The organism is Rodentibacter heidelbergensis, from assembly GCF_002000125.1.
GTDB classification, from domain to species: domain Bacteria; phylum Pseudomonadota; class Gammaproteobacteria; order Enterobacterales; family Pasteurellaceae; genus Rodentibacter; species Rodentibacter heidelbergensis.
Window position 1 is genome coordinate 1 of sequence record NZ_MLHH01000019.1, and the last position, 15,742, is coordinate 15,742.

Annotated in this window: 13 protein-coding genes; 10 read left to right on the top strand and 3 right to left on the bottom strand. The window is 42.4% G+C overall.

The window, feature by feature from the left end:
* Window positions 1-113: 113 nt before the first annotated feature.
* A complete protein-coding gene (gene aspS, locus BKK48_RS08025) occupies window positions 114-1,880 on the bottom strand; it encodes an aspartate--tRNA ligase (RefSeq protein ID WP_077427645.1) in 1,767 nt (588 codons plus the stop codon).
* A gap of 167 nt (window positions 1,881-2,047) precedes the next feature.
* Here aspS and cmoA point away from each other — a divergent pair, with 167 nt between their 5' ends.
* A complete protein-coding gene (cmoA, locus tag BKK48_RS08030) occupies window positions 2,048-2,773 on the top strand; it encodes a carboxy-S-adenosyl-L-methionine synthase CmoA (RefSeq protein ID WP_077427647.1) in 726 nt (241 codons plus the stop codon).
* A gap of 72 nt (window positions 2,774-2,845) precedes the next feature.
* Here cmoA and pgtP read toward each other — a convergent pair whose 3' ends face one another.
* A complete protein-coding gene (gene pgtP, locus BKK48_RS08035; protein WP_077427649.1) occupies window positions 2,846-4,177 on the bottom strand; it encodes a phosphoglycerate transporter protein PgtP in 1,332 nt (443 codons plus the stop codon).
* Window positions 4,178-4,448: 271 nt separating this feature from the next.
* Between pgtP and gloA the strand changes: the two genes are divergently transcribed.
* The 5 genes from gloA to BKK48_RS08060 all read left to right on the top strand — a co-directional run bounded on the left by gloA (window position 4,449) and on the right by BKK48_RS08060 (window position 8,843).
* Window positions 4,449-4,856, top strand: a complete 408-nt coding sequence (gene gloA, locus BKK48_RS08040; protein WP_077427651.1) for a lactoylglutathione lyase — start codon at window positions 4,449-4,451, stop codon at window positions 4,854-4,856.
* A 72-nt stretch (window positions 4,857-4,928) separates the two neighbouring features.
* Window positions 4,929-5,609: a ribonuclease T gene (gene rnt / locus BKK48_RS08045; protein WP_077427653.1), complete on the top strand. Its 681-nt coding sequence runs from the start codon at window positions 4,929-4,931 to the stop codon at window positions 5,607-5,609.
* Window positions 5,610-5,660: 51 nt separating this feature from the next.
* Window positions 5,661-7,013 carry a Na+/H+ antiporter family protein gene (locus tag BKK48_RS08050; protein WP_077427655.1) on the top strand — a complete coding sequence of 451 codons (1,353 nt, stop codon included), beginning with the start codon at window positions 5,661-5,663 and terminating at the stop codon, window positions 7,011-7,013.
* A gap of 32 nt (window positions 7,014-7,045) precedes the next feature.
* Entirely contained in the window at window positions 7,046-7,642 is a 597-nt protein-coding gene (gene priC / locus BKK48_RS08055) for a primosomal replication protein PriC (protein ID WP_077427657.1), read from the top strand.
* A gap of 160 nt (window positions 7,643-7,802) precedes the next feature.
* Window positions 7,803-8,843, top strand: coding sequence for an ABC transporter substrate-binding protein (locus BKK48_RS08060; protein ID WP_077427659.1), 1,041 nt, complete (start codon window positions 7,803-7,805; stop codon window positions 8,841-8,843).
* Between the two features lie 74 nt (window positions 8,844-8,917).
* Here the strand turns inward: BKK48_RS08060 and fdhD are convergent, their stop codons facing one another.
* The gene (gene fdhD / locus BKK48_RS08065; RefSeq protein WP_077427661.1) at window positions 8,918-9,730 is read right to left on the bottom strand and encodes a formate dehydrogenase accessory sulfurtransferase FdhD; all 813 of its coding nucleotides are present in this window, start codon (window positions 9,728-9,730) and stop codon (window positions 8,918-8,920) included.
* A 272-nt stretch (window positions 9,731-10,002) separates the two neighbouring features.
* On the opposite strand from fdhD, the gene fdnG reads away from it, so the two are divergent.
* From fdnG to fdhE, 4 genes are all read left to right on the top strand, one after another.
* The gene (gene fdnG, locus BKK48_RS08075) at window positions 10,003-13,086 is read left to right on the top strand and encodes a formate dehydrogenase-N subunit alpha (protein WP_143538841.1); all 3,084 of its coding nucleotides are present in this window, start codon (window positions 10,003-10,005) and stop codon (window positions 13,084-13,086) included.
* A 3-nt stretch (window positions 13,087-13,089) separates the two neighbouring features.
* Window positions 13,090-14,013, top strand: coding sequence for a formate dehydrogenase subunit beta (gene fdxH, locus BKK48_RS08080; RefSeq protein WP_077427667.1), 924 nt, complete (start codon window positions 13,090-13,092; stop codon window positions 14,011-14,013).
* Window positions 14,006-14,716, top strand: a complete 711-nt coding sequence (locus BKK48_RS08085) for a formate dehydrogenase subunit gamma (RefSeq protein ID WP_077427669.1) — start codon at window positions 14,006-14,008, stop codon at window positions 14,714-14,716. Before fdxH ends, BKK48_RS08085 begins: the two co-directional genes overlap by 8 nt.
* A gap of 69 nt (window positions 14,717-14,785) precedes the next feature.
* Window positions 14,786-15,697 carry a formate dehydrogenase accessory protein FdhE gene (gene fdhE / locus BKK48_RS08090; RefSeq protein ID WP_077427671.1) on the top strand — a complete coding sequence of 304 codons (912 nt, stop codon included), beginning with the start codon at window positions 14,786-14,788 and terminating at the stop codon, window positions 15,695-15,697.
* Window positions 15,698-15,742 lie beyond the last annotated feature (45 nt).

Consider the following 15,742-nt stretch of genomic DNA (forward strand, 5'->3'; position numbering starts at 1 on the left):
ACTTTTGGGGTGCAGATCACACCATGTTTCCCTTTTTTAATGAATGACAGATAGAAAAGCTAAAAAAGGCGATCAAAATTGACCGCACTTTTGTCTGCCGAAAAAAATCAATATTACTCTGCTTTCACCACTGAAATGGCAAGTTCCTCCAAGGCTTGCGGGTTCGCTACACTTGGAGCATCGGTCATTAAACAAGCCGCTGCGGTCGTTTTCGGGAAAGCAATCACATCACGAATATTATCCGTACCGGTTAATAACATGGTTAAGCGATCCAATCCGAAGGCAAGGCCGGCATGCGGTGGCGTACCGAATTTTAAAGCATCCAATAAGAAACCGAATTTTTCCCGTTGCTGTTCTTCATCAATGCCTAAGATACGGAATACGGTTTGTTGCATTTTCGGCTCAAAAATACGCACTGATCCGCCACCTACTTCATAACCATTAATCACCATATCATAAGCATTCGCCACCGCTGAGGTTGGATCGTCTTCTAATTGTTCAGGCGTGAAATCTTTTGGTGAAGTAAACGGGTGATGCATTGCGGCGAGATTGCCTTCATCGTCCCGTTCGAACATTGGGAAATCAATCACCCAAAGCGGTTGCCATTCGTCTAAACGGGTCAAACCAAGATCCCGACCCAGTTTCAAACGAAGCGCGCCCATGGAATCCGTGGTGGTTTGCCACTTGTCTGCACCAAAAAAGAGAATATCCCCTGTTTGTGCACCGACACGTTCAAATAATGCTTTTAAGACCTCTTCATTTAAGAATTTGGCAATCGGGCTTTGTACCCCCTCAAGCCCTGCATTCACATCGTTTACTTTTAACCAAGCTAACCCTTTCGCACCATAAATCCCGACAAATTGTGTATATTCATCAATTTGTTTACGGGTGATCTCATTGCCGTTAGGCACTCGAATAACAGCAACACGACCATTCGGATCATTCGCCGGCCCTTGGAAGACTTTAAAATCCACCGTTTTCACAATATCTGCCACATCTACCATTTCTAATGGGTTACGCAAATCTGGTTTGTCCGAACCAAAACGTTGCATTGCTTCTTGCCAAGTCATCACAGGGAATTGACCTAAATCCACCCCTAAGATATCTAACCACAAGCCATGTACCATTCGCTCCATGATCTCACGCACTTCCGGAGCAGTTAAGAAAGAGGTTTCCACATCGATTTGGGTAAATTCCGGTTGGCGATCTGCGCGTAAATCCTCATCACGGAAACATTTAACAATTTGATAATAGCGATCAAAACCGGACATCATTAAAAGCTGTTTGAAAAGCTGTGGTGATTGCGGGAGGGCATAGAATTTCCCTTTATGCACACGGCTTGGCACAAGATAATCGCGCGCCCCTTCCGGTGTGGCTTTGGTGAGCATTGGGGTTTCCATATCCAAGAAACCGTTATCGTCCATAAAACGGCGAACAAAACTGGTGATTTTCGCACGGGTTTTCAAACGCTGTGCCATTTCCGGACGGCGTAAATCCAAATAGCGGAATTTCAAGCGTTGTTCTTCCGTGTTGTTTTGATTGAAATCGAGAGGCAATACATCAGAAGCATTATAAATACGCAAGGCTTTCGCCAAAATCTCCACTTCACCCGTCGCCATAGTTTTATTGATTTGATTTTCCGGACGAGCAAGCACTTCACCTTGAATTTGAATACAAAATTCGTTACGCAAACCACCCGCTGCCGTTAACGCCTCTTGGTATTTCGGGTCAAAACACACTTGAACGATGCCCTCACGGTCACGCATATCAATAAAAATTAAGCCCCCTAAATCACGACGACGATGAACCCAACCGCTTAATGTCACTTCTTGTCCAATATGGTTACGGTTTAAAGCACCGCAATAATGTGTACGCATCATATCCTGTTCCTTAATTCGGCTAAAAATATAAAATACCGTTGGATTATACGGAAAAAGCCGCCCATTTAAAATCAGAAACCGAAATTTATTTGACCCATTAAAAACTTGCCCTAAAATAACCGCACTTTTAGTCTAGGATACGATCATCCCAAGCTCATACTGGTTAAATTATGAAAGATACCCTCTTTGCCACCCCCATAGAAAAACTGGGCGATTTCACCTTTGATGAAAACGTCGCAGAAGTGTTCCCTGATATGATCCAACGTTCCGTACCGGGTTATGCCAATATCATCACCGCCATTGGTATGCTTGCCGAACGCTTTGTCACCCCAAACAGCCAAGTCTATGATCTCGGCTGCTCACGAGGGGCGGCCACCCTTTCCGCACGGCGAAATATTCATCAACCCAATGTCAAAATCATTGGGATTGATAATTCCCAACCCATGGTTGAACGCTGTCGACAACATATTGCCGCCTATCAAAGCGATATTCCCGTGGAGATTCTCTGTGATGATATTCGCCAGGTAGAAATCCAAGATGCCTCAATGGTGATTTTAAATTTCACCCTGCAATTTTTACCCCCTGAAGATCGCCTAGCATTGCTCAGCAAAATTTATCAGGGGTTAAATCCAAATGGTGTGTTAGTGCTTTCGGAAAAATTCCGTTTTGAAGATAAGAAAGTCGATGATCTGCTGATTGATTTACACCATCAATTCAAACGGGCAAACGGTTACAGCGAACTCGAAGTGAGCCAAAAACGCACTGCACTGGAAAATGTGATGCGTACCGACAGCATCGAAACCCACAAAGCACGCTTAAAAAACATCGGCTTTTCTCAAGTAGAATTATGGTTTCAGTGCTTTAATTTTGGTTCAATGGTGGCGGTGAAATAATGAGATAAAAAAGAGCGATCAATGAAAAATGCATTTAAAATTGACCGCTCTTTTACTTAAAGAGATAAAAGATTATTTCTCGATATTCGTCTTATGGAATAAGGTGAACGCAATGAAGATGAAACCTAAGAAACAGGAAACAATTAAGGCATAAAAGCCGCCATCCCAACCAAATAGGTCCACTAATTTCCCCATCACATAGCCTGCACTCGCAGAACCTAATAAATAGCCGAATAATCCGGTTAAACCTGTCGCTGTTCCTGTTGCGATGCGTGGTACGAGGTCTGCTGCTTGCAAACCAATCATCATGACCGGCCCATAAATTAAGAAACCAATTGCAACAAGACAAATATTATCAACCAATGGATTACCCGCTGGGTTTTTCCAGTAAACAATAATAGCGATCAAAACCCCGGTTAAAAATAATAACATTGGCGGTGCTCTGTGCCCTTTGAAAACTTTATCGCTTAAATAGCCACTCGCTAACATACCGAAAATACCCGCATATTCATATAAGAAATATGCCCAGCTTTGTTTATCCACTGAAAAGTGTTTCACTTCTTTTAAGTATGTTGGTGCCCAGTCAATAATACCGTAACGAATGAAATAGACAAAAACGTTCGCAATAGCAATCGACCATAAAAATTTATTGTTAATGATGTATTTTTTAAAAATATCCTTGGAAGAAAGGGTGTGGGCAGATTCAACCTGTTGTAGCACTTTTTCGCCTTTCCATTCATCAACCGGTGGCAAACCTTGAGATTCCGGCGTATCCCGCATGAGGGCGAACATAATAAATGCAAGCACAATAGCAATAAGCGCCGGTAGGTAGAATAAGGATTGCCATGTGCCAAAAATTGCTAAGCCTAAAATAGCTAATGGACCAATTAATCCGCCACCTAAATTATGGGATACATTCCACCAACTCCACCAAACGCCACGTTCAGAAACAGAGAACCAGTTTGTCATTGTTTTTGCACCCGGTGGATAGCCCATACCTTGAAACCAACCATTGAGTGCGGCAAGTATGATCATTAATGGAATAGACGCCAACACACCAGGGACTAAACCAAAAATTAAACTTACCACCGCCGATCCGAGCAAACCTATCGTAATAAAATATTTAGGGTTACTCCGATCCGATACATTTCCCATAATGAATTTACTCAATCCATAAGCAAGCGATAATGCCACACCGACTGTCCCTAAATCCGCTTTGGTAAAACCATATTCATCAATGAGATAAGGAATGGCGAGGGAGAAATTTTTACGGATAAGATAATAGGCCGCATAACCAATAAACACACCAGCAAAAACTTGCCAGCGTAATTTTTTATACTCAGCATCGGTCCTCGCGCTTTCGATTCGAGGGGCGGGAGGGGAAGCTTTTAAAAAAGAAAACATATACACTCCTTATATAAGATTTAAATACGTCCATTGAAATATAAAATGAAACTTCGTTTTTACGCCCAAACTATTCGAAACGAACATCAGCATAAAACTTAGCATAAAATATAATCCTTCTACTGATGCGCCATTTTGTTTTAAATCAAATAATCACTATTTTTCATTTTATGCTCATTAAAAAGAGGAATACTGCATAAACTGTACTGATTTAAAATTCAATTTGTGGCATAATCCTGCCACTTGTTTTCCCATTGAAAAGGAAGAAATAATGCGAATTTTACATACCATGTTACGAGTGGGCGATTTAGATCGTTCCATTCAGTTTTATCAAGATGTTTTGGGGATGCGTTTATTACGCACCAGTGAAAACCCTGAGTATAAGTACTCCTTAGCCTTTTTAGGTTATGATGATGAAGATAAATCTTCCGTGATAGAGCTTACCTACAATTGGGGGGTGAGCGAATATGATCTCGGCTCTGCCTATGGACATATTGCCATTGGGGTGGATGATATTGTCGCTACCTGTGAAGCGGTGCGTGCCAATGGTGGAAAAATCACCCGAGAACCCGGCCCGGTAAAAGGCGGAACAACGGTGATTGCGTTTGTCGAAGATCCGGACGGCTACAAAATTGAATTTATCGAAAATAAACAGGCAAAAGCCGGACTTGGCAATTAACGTGCGCTAACTTTTTATGAGGTTTGAATAACGTGGGTTCACCTGCGTTATTTTATTTTTTAAGGATACGCTATGCCCGATGCTCAAGAAATCCCTTATCATAATCAATTGAAAAATCGTTTTCGTGGTTACTTTCCCGTGATTATTGATGTGGAAACTGCCGGTTTTGATGCCGAGAAAGATGCCTTATTGGAACTGGCTGCTATCACCTTAAAAATGGATGAGAAAGGTGATTTGCACCCGGATCAAAAGTGCCATTTTCATATTGAGCCTTTTGAAGGGGCAAATATCAATCCGGACTCCTTAAAATTCAATGGGATTGATATTCATAACCCGTTACGAGGCGCCGTATCAGAATTAGAGGCGATGAGTGGGTTATTCCAACTGGTGCGTCGTGCTCAAAAAGAAGCGGAATGTCAACGTTCGATTATTGTGGCTCATAATGCCATGTTCGACCAACGCTTTGTAATGGCGGCGGCAGAACGCACCGGGATCAAACGTAATCCTTTCCACCCTTTCGGTATGTTTGATACCGCAAGCCTAGCAGGATTAATGTTCGGGCAAACCGTACTGGTTAAAGCCTGTCAAGCCGCCAATATTCCGTTTGATGGAAAACAAGCCCATTCTGCCCTCTATGACACGGAACGCACGGCTGAATTGTTCTGTTATATGGTCAATCATTTAAAAGCGCTTGGTGGTTTCCCCCATATGCCAATTGGCGTAAAAACAGAAGAAAAAACAACCGCACTTTAAATTTTTTTAATTTTTACTTTATTTACACATTAACCTATAAGGAAAAACACAATGTTATCAAACCCCGTTGTTATCTCAATTATCGTCTTACTCGCATTGAGTTTGCTGCGTATTAATGTGGTGATTGCCCTTGTGATTGCGGCACTCACCGCCGGTTTATGCGGTGATCTTGGTTTAAGTAAAACCATCGAAACCTTCACCGGCGGCTTAGGTGGCGGTGCGGAAGTGGCAATGAACTATGCTATGCTTGGTGCTTTTGCGATTGCGATCTCTAAATCCGGCATTACGGATTTACTGGCCTATAAAATCATCACAAAAATTAATAAAACCCCAACAGGCAACAATCTTGCTTGGTTTAAATATGCCATTTTTGCCATATTGGCACTATTTGCTATTTCCTCGCAAAATCTCTTACCTGTACATATTGCCTTTATCCCGATTGTCATTCCACCTTTGCTTTCAATCTTTAACCGTTTGAAAATCGACCGCCGTGCGGTAGCCTGTGTGTTAACATTCGGTCTTACCGCCACCTATATGCTCTTACCGGTGGGTTTTGGGAAAATCTTTATTGAAAGTATTTTGGTGAAAAATATCAATCAAGCCGGAGCAAATTTAGGTCTACAAACCGATGTTGCACAGGTATCACTGGCGATGTTATTACCGGTCATCGGGATGATTTTAGGTTTATTGATTGCGGTATTTATCACCTATCGCAAACCTCGTGAATACAGTGCAACGATCGAAACACCAACCACAAAAGAGATTGAAGCACATATTGCCAATATTCAACCAAAACACATTACCGCCAGTATCATTGCCATCGTAGCGACCTTTGCCACTCAGCTTGTAACGAGTTCAACCATTATTGGCGGTTTAGTCGGTTTAGTGATTTTTGCGGTGTTTGGCATCTTTAAACTCAAAGAAAGTAACGACATTTTCCAACAAGGCTTACGTTTAATGGCAATGATTGGCTTTGTGATGATCGCCGCTTCCGGCTTTGCCAATGTGATTAATGCTACCAGCGGTGTAACTGATCTCGTACAAAACTTAAGCAATGGTGCGGTTCAAAGCAAAGGACTTGCAGCATTTTTAATGTTGATTGTCGGGTTATTAATCACTATGGGGATTGGTTCTTCTTTCTCAACCGTTCCGATTATTACCTCAATTTATGTCCCTCTTTGCTTATCTTTTGGTTTTTCACCTCTTGCAACCGTTTCTATTGTGGGTGTGGCGGCAGCCTTAGGTGATGCCGGCTCGCCAGCTTCAGACTCCACATTGGGGCCGACGTCCGGTTTAAATATGGATGGTAAACACGATCACATTTGGGATTCTGTTGTACCAACATTTATTCACTACAATATCCCACTCATTATTTTCGGCTGGATTGCCGCCATGTACCTTTAAGGATTATAATCCCCCGCCTAGGGGGATTTTTTATGGCTATTCAGTCGCTTATCGATACATTAGAGCAAAAAGTTCAACAGCTTCAGCATACCTATTCATCAAGACAAGAAGAAAAGCTCTTCGCCCAATTTGACCGAACATTGTTCAGTGAACAGGGACAAACCGTTTCTTTTTATTTTTCTGAAATTCAGCAAACCCTGACAAAAATAAAAACACTTCATTCAACCAATATCCATCACTATCACTTCATCACAGAGCATTTAGTGAAACAATGTCGTGTGCTATCAGAAGCCCTAAATCGAAAAAATCACCGATTGAGCTCTTCCAAACCCAAAATATCAGCCACCCCAAAAGCCTCACATGCGATTCACCAATTACCCCCTCGTGAACGTTTAGAGAAATATTATGAAGCCCTTGAACAGCTCAATCATTTATACCAACAACAAAGGGATATTATCCGCATAGCAACCGCCCCCGATACTCAACAAAAAGCCATAGGATTAGCCGAAAGCTATAAACGCCGCCGTCAAAAATGTCAGGAGGCCATTGATCTTTTAGAAGAATATCTCGCTTTTAAAGAAGAACAAGAAAACCGAACGATTTCATCAGATCGGACTTTACAAAAATAGAGGGAGAGCTTATAGTGCCTCGCTTAGTCGGGTGGAAAATGGCGAAACGCCTCCCGTAAACCTGAAGCAGTCGGCACTGAGTGAGGAAACCCTCATCCTTTCCTCAAACTCAAAGGCCAACCTGCTTTTCTTTATGACTGATAACCACTAAGGATGCATGATGATTTCCTGTGTTCATTTAAAAAAATGCCTCAAATTGACCGCACTTTGCGGCCTTTTCGCTTTCAGTTTATCCAATCAGGCTCAAGCACAAGGAAAACTGGTGATCTATTGTAGTGTGCAAAACACAACCTGTGAAAAAATCTCACAAGCCTTCAGTAAAAAATATCATGTGGAAACCCAATTTGTACGTCATAGCACAGGAACGGTACTCGGGAAACTGAAAGCAGAAAAAGACAATCCCCAAGCGGATGTTTGGTATGGTGGAACTTTTGAGCCGCACCTGCAAGCTCGAGATGCCGGTTTGCTCGCCACTTATCGTTCTCCTGAACAAAAAAATATCATGCCTCAGTTCAAAAAATTAGTAGAACAACGTGGCGATACCACCTCAATTATTTATTTGATGGAACTGGGTATCGGGGTCAATGAAAAATTGCTTGCCGAAAAAAACATCAAAACACCACAATGTTATTCGGATTTAATCAAACCGGAATTCAAAGATTTAGTTCAATATCCCGATCCACGGGTATCCGGCACGGGATATAGTATTCTTACGACCCTCATTGAAACCATGGGTGAAGAGAAAGCCTTTGATTATTTAAAAGCACTCAATAAAAATATTTCCCAATACACCAAAACCGGTATGGCAACTAGCCATCTTTCAACAGGTGCGACTGCTGTGAATATTAGCTTTATGCATGCCTATGTGCGTGAAAAAGATAAAGGTGCGCCGGTTGTCGGTATCCTGCCTTGTGAAGGTGTGGGCTATACATTAGGTGCGGCGAGTATCATCAAAAACGGGCGAAATTTAGACAACGCAAAACGCTTTATCGATTTTGTGCTTTCTGCCGAAGCACAAGAAATTCCATGGCGTGAAGCGGACTCTTATCAATTACCGACAAATATTCATGCCAAATCACATCCTAATCTTCCGGATCCGATGAAATTAAAATTAATTGATATTGATTTCATTCGATTTGGACAGGATCAAGAAGCAAAACGCTTAATTGACCGCTGGATGAAAGAAGTGAAAGGCGAATAAAAATCCAACAAAAAGACGAGGTGATGTTAGGTCGCCTCGTCTTTTTACCTCAGTCCGGTCAGCTGTAAAAACACCTAAAAAATCAACCGCTCTTTTCCGCTGTAAATATTGCCTTTCCCTCCCCGGGCAAATCCAATTAAAGTGAGATGATGTTCATCGGCCATTTTAACCGCTAGATCCGTTGCAGCAGAAATAGCAACCAGTAACTCAACCCCACAAGAAACTACTTTTTGTACCATTTCATAACTTGCCCGACTGGAAGCAATAATAAAACCTTGCGGTTTACCTGCTTTGATATACCAGCCAATCAATTTATCCAACGCTACATGACGGCCGACATCCTCTCGAATCGCAAGCAATTTACCTTGTAAATCAAAAAATGCGCAGGCATGCGTTGCCCCTGTTTGTTGTCCAAGCTGTTGATGAGCTTGCAAAGTAGCAAGACAATCCTCTAATAAGCAGAGATCGAACTGAAAAGTGCGGTCTAATTTCGGCAAATTTTTATAAACCTGACTCAGTTGCTCTGTGCCACAAATACCACACCCCGTACGCCCTGTAAGATTACGGCGGTGTGCTTTAAGTGCCATAAACTGACGGCTGGATAGCTCGATTTGAACTTCAATGCCATCGCAGCCTTCGACCACATCAATGCCATAAATATCGGCCGGCTTCTCAATAATCCCTTCCGTGAAGGAAAATCCCAGTGCAAAATCAGCCAGATCTTGCGGCGAACACATCATTACGGCATGGGAAATACCGTTATAAACTAATGACACCGGCATTTCCACCGCCAAAATATCCTGTTTAGGCTGTAAAAGTGCGGTCGATTTTTGTTCCGTTTTTCGTTTTTGAAAAACATTGACAGCCCGTTCAATAAAACCCTTCATTTATGACCTGCTTCATTTAGATTTGTAACAAAAAGGTTAATGTTTTACACAATTTGTGATCTTAATCACGAATTTTTATGGAATATAATGTATTTTGATTATGGATTTATGGTTAAAAAATAGGTATCCTACGCCCAACTTAAATTGCTGTTTTTCTATACGCAATTGAGTCCGTTGATTGATGTTATTCTAACGAAATCAGCTATTTTTTCTAGATGAATTTCTTTACTATCTAATTAGATCTCAACAATTTTTTGTTGAAAGGAGTGATTATGCAGGTCTCAAGAAGAAAGTTCTTTAAGATCTGTGCAGGTGGTATGGCAGGAACCTCCGCTGCTATGTTAGGCTTTGCTCCGGCAAATGCGTTGGCAGCACCGCGTGAATACAAATTATTACGCGCTTATGAATCCCGTAACACTTGTACATATTGTGCCGTAAGTTGCGGTATGCTGCTTTATAGTACAGGCAAACCTCATACTGGCTTAAGTGGCTACACTGGTACAAATACTCGTTCAAAATTATTTCACCTTGAAGGCGACCCAGACCATCCAATTAGTCGTGGTGCGCTTTGTCCAAAAGGCGCTGGCGCGCTTGATTATATTAACAGCGAAAGCCGTGCTTTATACCCTCAATACCGTGCACCGGGTTCCGATAAATGGGAACGCCTGTCCTGGCAAGATGCGATTAAACGCATTGCCCGCTTAATGAAAGATGACCGTGATGCCAACTTTGTCGAAACCGATGCAAGCGGAAAAACCGTCAACCGTTGGTCAACCACAGGGATTATGACCGCCTCCGCCATGAGCAATGAAGCCGCGTTACTGACGCAAAAATGGATTCGAATGCTCGGGATGGTGCCGGTCTGTAACCAAGCGAATACTTGACACGGACCAACGGTAGCAAGTCTTGCTCCATCATTTGGTCGCGGTGCCATGACAAATAACTGGGTTGACATCAAAAATGCCAATTTAATTCTCGTTCAAGGCGGTAACCCTGCCGAAGCCCACCCTGTCGGCTTCCGTTGGGCAATTGAAGCGAAGAAAAACGGTGCCAAAATCATCGTTATCGATCCACGCTTTAACCGTACAGCCTCTGTTGCTGATCTTCATGCGCCAATCCGTTCCGGTTCTGATATTGCGTTCTTAATGGGCGTGATCCGTTATTTATTGGAAAACGATAAGATTCAGCACGAATATGTTAAACACTACACCAACGCTTCTTTCTTAGTCAACGAAGGCTTTAAATTTGAAGACGGCCTGTTCTCAGGCTACGATGCGGAAAAACGTAGCTATGATAAATCGACTTGGAATTATCAATTTGATGAGAATGGTCAAGCGAAGCGTGATATGACATTACAACACCCACGTTGTGTGATTAATGTCTTAAAAGAGCACGTTTCTCGTTACACCCCTGAAATGGTTGAACGTATCACCGGTGTAAAACAAAAACTGTTCTTACAAATCTGTGAGGAAATCGGTAAAACCTCTGCGCCGGATAAAACCATGACGCATTTATATGCATTAGGGTTTACTGAACATACTATCGGTACGCAAAATATCCGCTCAATGGCGATGATCCAGTTACTGTTAGGTAATATGGGGATGCCGGGTGGTGGTATTAACGCATTACGCGGACACTCAAACGTACAGGGTACAACGGATATGGGCTTATTGCCGGCATCCTTACCCGGCTATATGCGTTTACCAAACGATAAAGATACCTCTTATGAGCAGTATATTAATGCGATTACGCCAAAAGACATCGTTCCAGGTCAGATCAACTATTACCGTAATACCTCAAAATTCTTTGTGAGTATGATGAAAACCTTTTATGGTGATAAAGCGACCAAAGAAAATGGCTGGGGCTTCGATTTCTTACCAAAAATGGATCGTTTCTATGACCCAATCACTCATGTGAAATTAATGAATGACGGTCAAATGAACGGTTGGATTTTACAAGGCTTTAACGTATTAAACTCATTACCGAATAAGAACAAAACCCTTGCCGGTATGAGTAAGTTAAAATACTTAATCGTGCTTGATCCACTTCAAACAGAAAGTTCTGAGTTCTGGAAAAACTTTGGTGAATCAAACGATGTAAATCCTGCTGAAATTCAAACAGAAGTTTTCCGTTTACCAACCACCTGTTTTGCTGAAGAAGACGGCTCAATTTCTAACTCCGGTCGTTGGGCGCAATGGCACTGGAAAGGTTGTGATCAACCGGGTGAAGCCTTACCGGATGTGGATATTCTTTCCATGATCCGTGAAGAAATGCACGAACTCTATAAAAAAGAGGGCGGCCGTGGTATTGAGTCTTTTGAAGCCATGACATGGAACTATGCCCAACCACATTCTCCAACAGCAGAAGAGTTGGCAAAAGAATTAAATGGTTATGCCCTTGAGGATCTTTATGATCCAAACGGTAACCTGATGTATAAAAAAGGCCAATTACTCAGTGGATTCGCTCACTTGCGTGATGACGGTACGACGACATCGGGTAACTGGATATATGTTGGTCAGTGGACGGAAAAAGGTAACCAAACTGCTAATCGGGATAATTCAGACCCATCCGGTTTAGGCTGTACTGTAGGTTGGGGCTTTGCATGGCCGGCAAACCGCCGTGTTCTTTATAGCCGTGCCTCCTTGGATATTAACGGTAAACCATGGGATAAACACCGTCAGTTAATCAAATGGAACGGTAAGAACTGGAACTGGTTTGATGTTGCCGACTATGGTACTCAACCACCGGGTTCTGAAACCGGTCCGTTTATTATGTCTGCTGAAGGGGTTGGTCGTTTATTTGCCGTGGATAAAATCAACAATGGTCCAATGCCTGAGCATTATGAACCGGTTGAAAGTCCGATTGATACTAATCCACTCCATCCAAATGTAGTAGTGGATCCGACCGTGCGTATTTACCAAGAAGACCGTGAATTTATCGGTTCAAACAAAGAGTTCCCATTCGTGGCAACCACTTATCGTTTAACCGAGCATTTCCACAGTTGGACGGCGCAATCTGCTCTAAATATTATCGCCCAACCACAACAATTTGTGGAAATAGGTGAAAAATTAGCGGCAGAAAAAGGCATCCAAAAAGGCGATATGGTGAAAATTACCTCAAAACGGGGTTACATCAAGGCTGTTGCCGTGGTCACCAAACGTTTGAAAGAATTGGAAATTGACGGTAAAACCGTTCACCATGTGGGTATTCCGATTCACTGGAATATGAAAGCCTTAAATGGTAAAGGTAATCGTGGTTTCTCCACTAACGTGCTTACACCGTCTTGGGGTGAAGCGAATACACAAACACCGGAATATAAAACATTCTTGGTCAATATTGAGAAAGCGGAGGCATAAGCGATGAGTGTACAATCTCAAGATATTATTAAGATCTCCGCCACCTCAGGGCTGACACCGGCACCACAAGCACGAGATCATAAAGTTGAAGTCGCAAAACTGATTGATGTATCCACCTGTATTGGCTGTAAAGCCTGTCAGGTGGGCTGTTCGGAGTGGAATGACATCCGCTCCGATGTCAATGCGCAATGTATCGGCGTTTATGACAACCCTGTTGATCTTAACGCTAAAGCATGGACAGTTATGCGCTTTAATGAAGTGGAAGAAAACGATCGTTTAGAATGGTTAATTCGTAAAGACGGTTGTATGCACTGTTCAGAACCGGGCTGCTTAAAAGCCTGTCCTGCACCTGGCGCAATCATCCAATACAAAAATGGTATTGTGGATTTCCAATCCGACAAATGTATCGGCTGTGGTTACTGTATTGCCGGTTGTCCGTTTAACATTCCTCGCATGAACCCGGACGACAATCGTGTATACAAATGTACTCTTTGTGTTGATCGTGTGGAAGTGGGTCAAGAGCCGGCCTGTGTTAAAACCTGTCCGACAGGTGCGATTCGCTTCGGTTCAAAAGAAGAAATGAAGATCTATGCGGAACAACGTGTGGCGGATCTGAAATCCCGTGGCTATGAAAATGCCGGACTTTACGATCCACCGGGCGTGGGCGGTACACATGTTATGTATGTGCTACACCACGCAGACAGACCTGAGCTTTATAATGGTCTTCCTAAAGATCCGCAAATCGACCTCACTGTCACCTTATGGAAAGATGTGTTAAAACCGGTTGCTGCCGTGGCAATGGGGGGCTTAGCCTTAGCAGAGCTTGGCCATTATTTAACCGTTGGTCCAAATGTGGAAACCGATGTCGAAGATCACCATGAAAAATTTGAAAACGAAGACAAACACGGAGGAAAACAAGATGAGTAAATTTGAAATTACTAACGATACTCGTATCGTTCGTCATCGAACTCCGGCTCGTTTAAGCCACTGGTTTTTGGTGATCTCCTTCTTTTTAACCATGTTTACTGGGGTTGCTTTCTTCTTCCCTGATTTTGCGTGGTTAACGGATATTTTAGGAACGCCACAACTTGCTCGAGCGGTGCATCCGTTCACAGGGCTTTTAATGTTTGTTGCCTTTATTTTCTTATGTTCTTTATATTGGCATCATAACATCCCTGAGAAAAATGATATTCGTTGGTTAAAAGGTATCGTTGAAGTACTCAAAGGCAATGAACATGCCGTTGCCTATAATGGAAAATACAACCTTGGTCAGAAAATGTTGTTTTGGACATTAATTCTTGCCATGTTCACCTTATTAGTCAGCGGTATCATTATGTGGCGTCAATTTTTTTCGCACTACTTTTCGATTCCCGTACTAAGATTTGCGATTCTTCTTCACTCCGCCAGTGCCTTTATGTTGTTCACCGGTATCATGGTGCATATGTATATGGCATTCTGGGTGAAAGGATCCATTCGTGGTATCGTGGAAGGATGGGTCACCGTTCGCTGGGCGAAAAAACACCACCCGAAATGGTATCGTGAAGAAATTCTCCCTGAATTAGAAAAAGACGGAGAACGTGAAGCAAAAGGTGAAAAAACCAAAGCGCTATTCAAACGTATTTCGGATTAAAACTAAAACTCCTAAAAGTGCGGTTAAAAATGACCGCACTTTTTACTATTCTGTCACCAAAGAGATATTATGAGCATCAAAATCTTATCTGAATCAGAAATTAAACAACAAAAAAACCATTCTTACGAAGCACCGGCTATCCTCTTTGCCAACCCTAAAAACCTTTATCAACGCCGTGCAAAACGTTTAAGAGAACTGGCCGAAGGCCACCCACTTGCAGATTATTTACTTTTTGCGGCCAGCGTTGTTGAAACCCAACTCAACACATTAGAAAAAAATCCACTACCGAAACAAGAACTAGAAAATTTAACCGGTGTTGAACCGCTCAACGCAGAAAACCTCAAACGAAATCCTATTTGGCGTGAATACCTCAATGAAATTTTGTATGAAATGAAGCCTAAAGCGAATGAACAAGTTGCCGCAACCATTGAAGCCTTAGAAAAAGCCTCCACCACCGAACTGGAAGAAATGGCAACACATTTACTTTCACAATCATTCAATTTAGTCAGTTCAGATAAAGCCGTGTTTATTTGGGCAGCACTCTCACTCTACTGGCTCCAATTAGCCCAGCAAATTCCGCATCATAGTCGGCTAGAAAACGCAGAAAACTTACAACACTGCCCTGTTTGTGCCTCCCTACCGGTATCCAGTATGGTTCACATTGGTACATCACAAGGTTTACGTTATTTACATTGTTCATTATGTGAAAGTGAATGGAATCTCGTGCGTGCCCAATGTACCAATTGTAACGGACACGATAAATTAGAAATGTGGTCACTCAATGAAGAACTTGCCCTCATTCGTGCTGAAACCTGTGGCAGCTGCGAAAGCTATCTAAAAATCATGTTTCAGGAAAAAAATCCTAATGTGGAAGCCGTTGCCGATGATCTCGCCTCGATATTCTTAGATGTAGAAATGGAAGAAAAAGGCTTCGCTCGAAGCGGCCTTAATCCGTTTCTTTTCCCGCCACAAGAGATTTAGTAAAAAGGGTCGTTATTTTTCCAATAATGATCTGACCCCAAAAAG

Bases quoted from the DNA above. Each gene is read 5' to 3' on its own strand.
- aspS (WP_077427645.1), bottom strand. From the start codon at position 1,880: ATGATGCGTACACATTATTGCGGTGCTTTAAACCGTAACCATATTGGA.
- pgtP (WP_077427649.1), bottom strand. From the start codon at position 4,177: ATGTTTTCTTTTTTAAAAGCTTCCCCTCCCGCCCCTCGAATCGAAAGC.
- gloA (WP_077427651.1), top strand. From the start codon at position 4,449: ATGCGAATTTTACATACCATGTTACGAGTGGGCGATTTAGATCGTTCC.
- rnt (WP_077427653.1), top strand. From the start codon at position 4,929: ATGCCCGATGCTCAAGAAATCCCTTATCATAATCAATTGAAAAATCGT.
- BKK48_RS08050 (WP_077427655.1), top strand. From the start codon at position 5,661: ATGTTATCAAACCCCGTTGTTATCTCAATTATCGTCTTACTCGCATTG.
- priC (WP_077427657.1), top strand. From the start codon at position 7,046: ATGGCTATTCAGTCGCTTATCGATACATTAGAGCAAAAAGTTCAACAG.
- BKK48_RS08060 (WP_077427659.1), top strand. From the start codon at position 7,803: ATGATTTCCTGTGTTCATTTAAAAAAATGCCTCAAATTGACCGCACTT.
- fdhD (WP_077427661.1), bottom strand. From the start codon at position 9,730: ATGAAGGGTTTTATTGAACGGGCTGTCAATGTTTTTCAAAAACGAAAA.
- fdxH (WP_077427667.1), top strand. From the start codon at position 13,090: ATGAGTGTACAATCTCAAGATATTATTAAGATCTCCGCCACCTCAGGG.
- BKK48_RS08085 (WP_077427669.1), top strand. From the start codon at position 14,006: ATGAGTAAATTTGAAATTACTAACGATACTCGTATCGTTCGTCATCGA.
- fdhE (WP_077427671.1), top strand. From the start codon at position 14,786: ATGAGCATCAAAATCTTATCTGAATCAGAAATTAAACAACAAAAAAAC.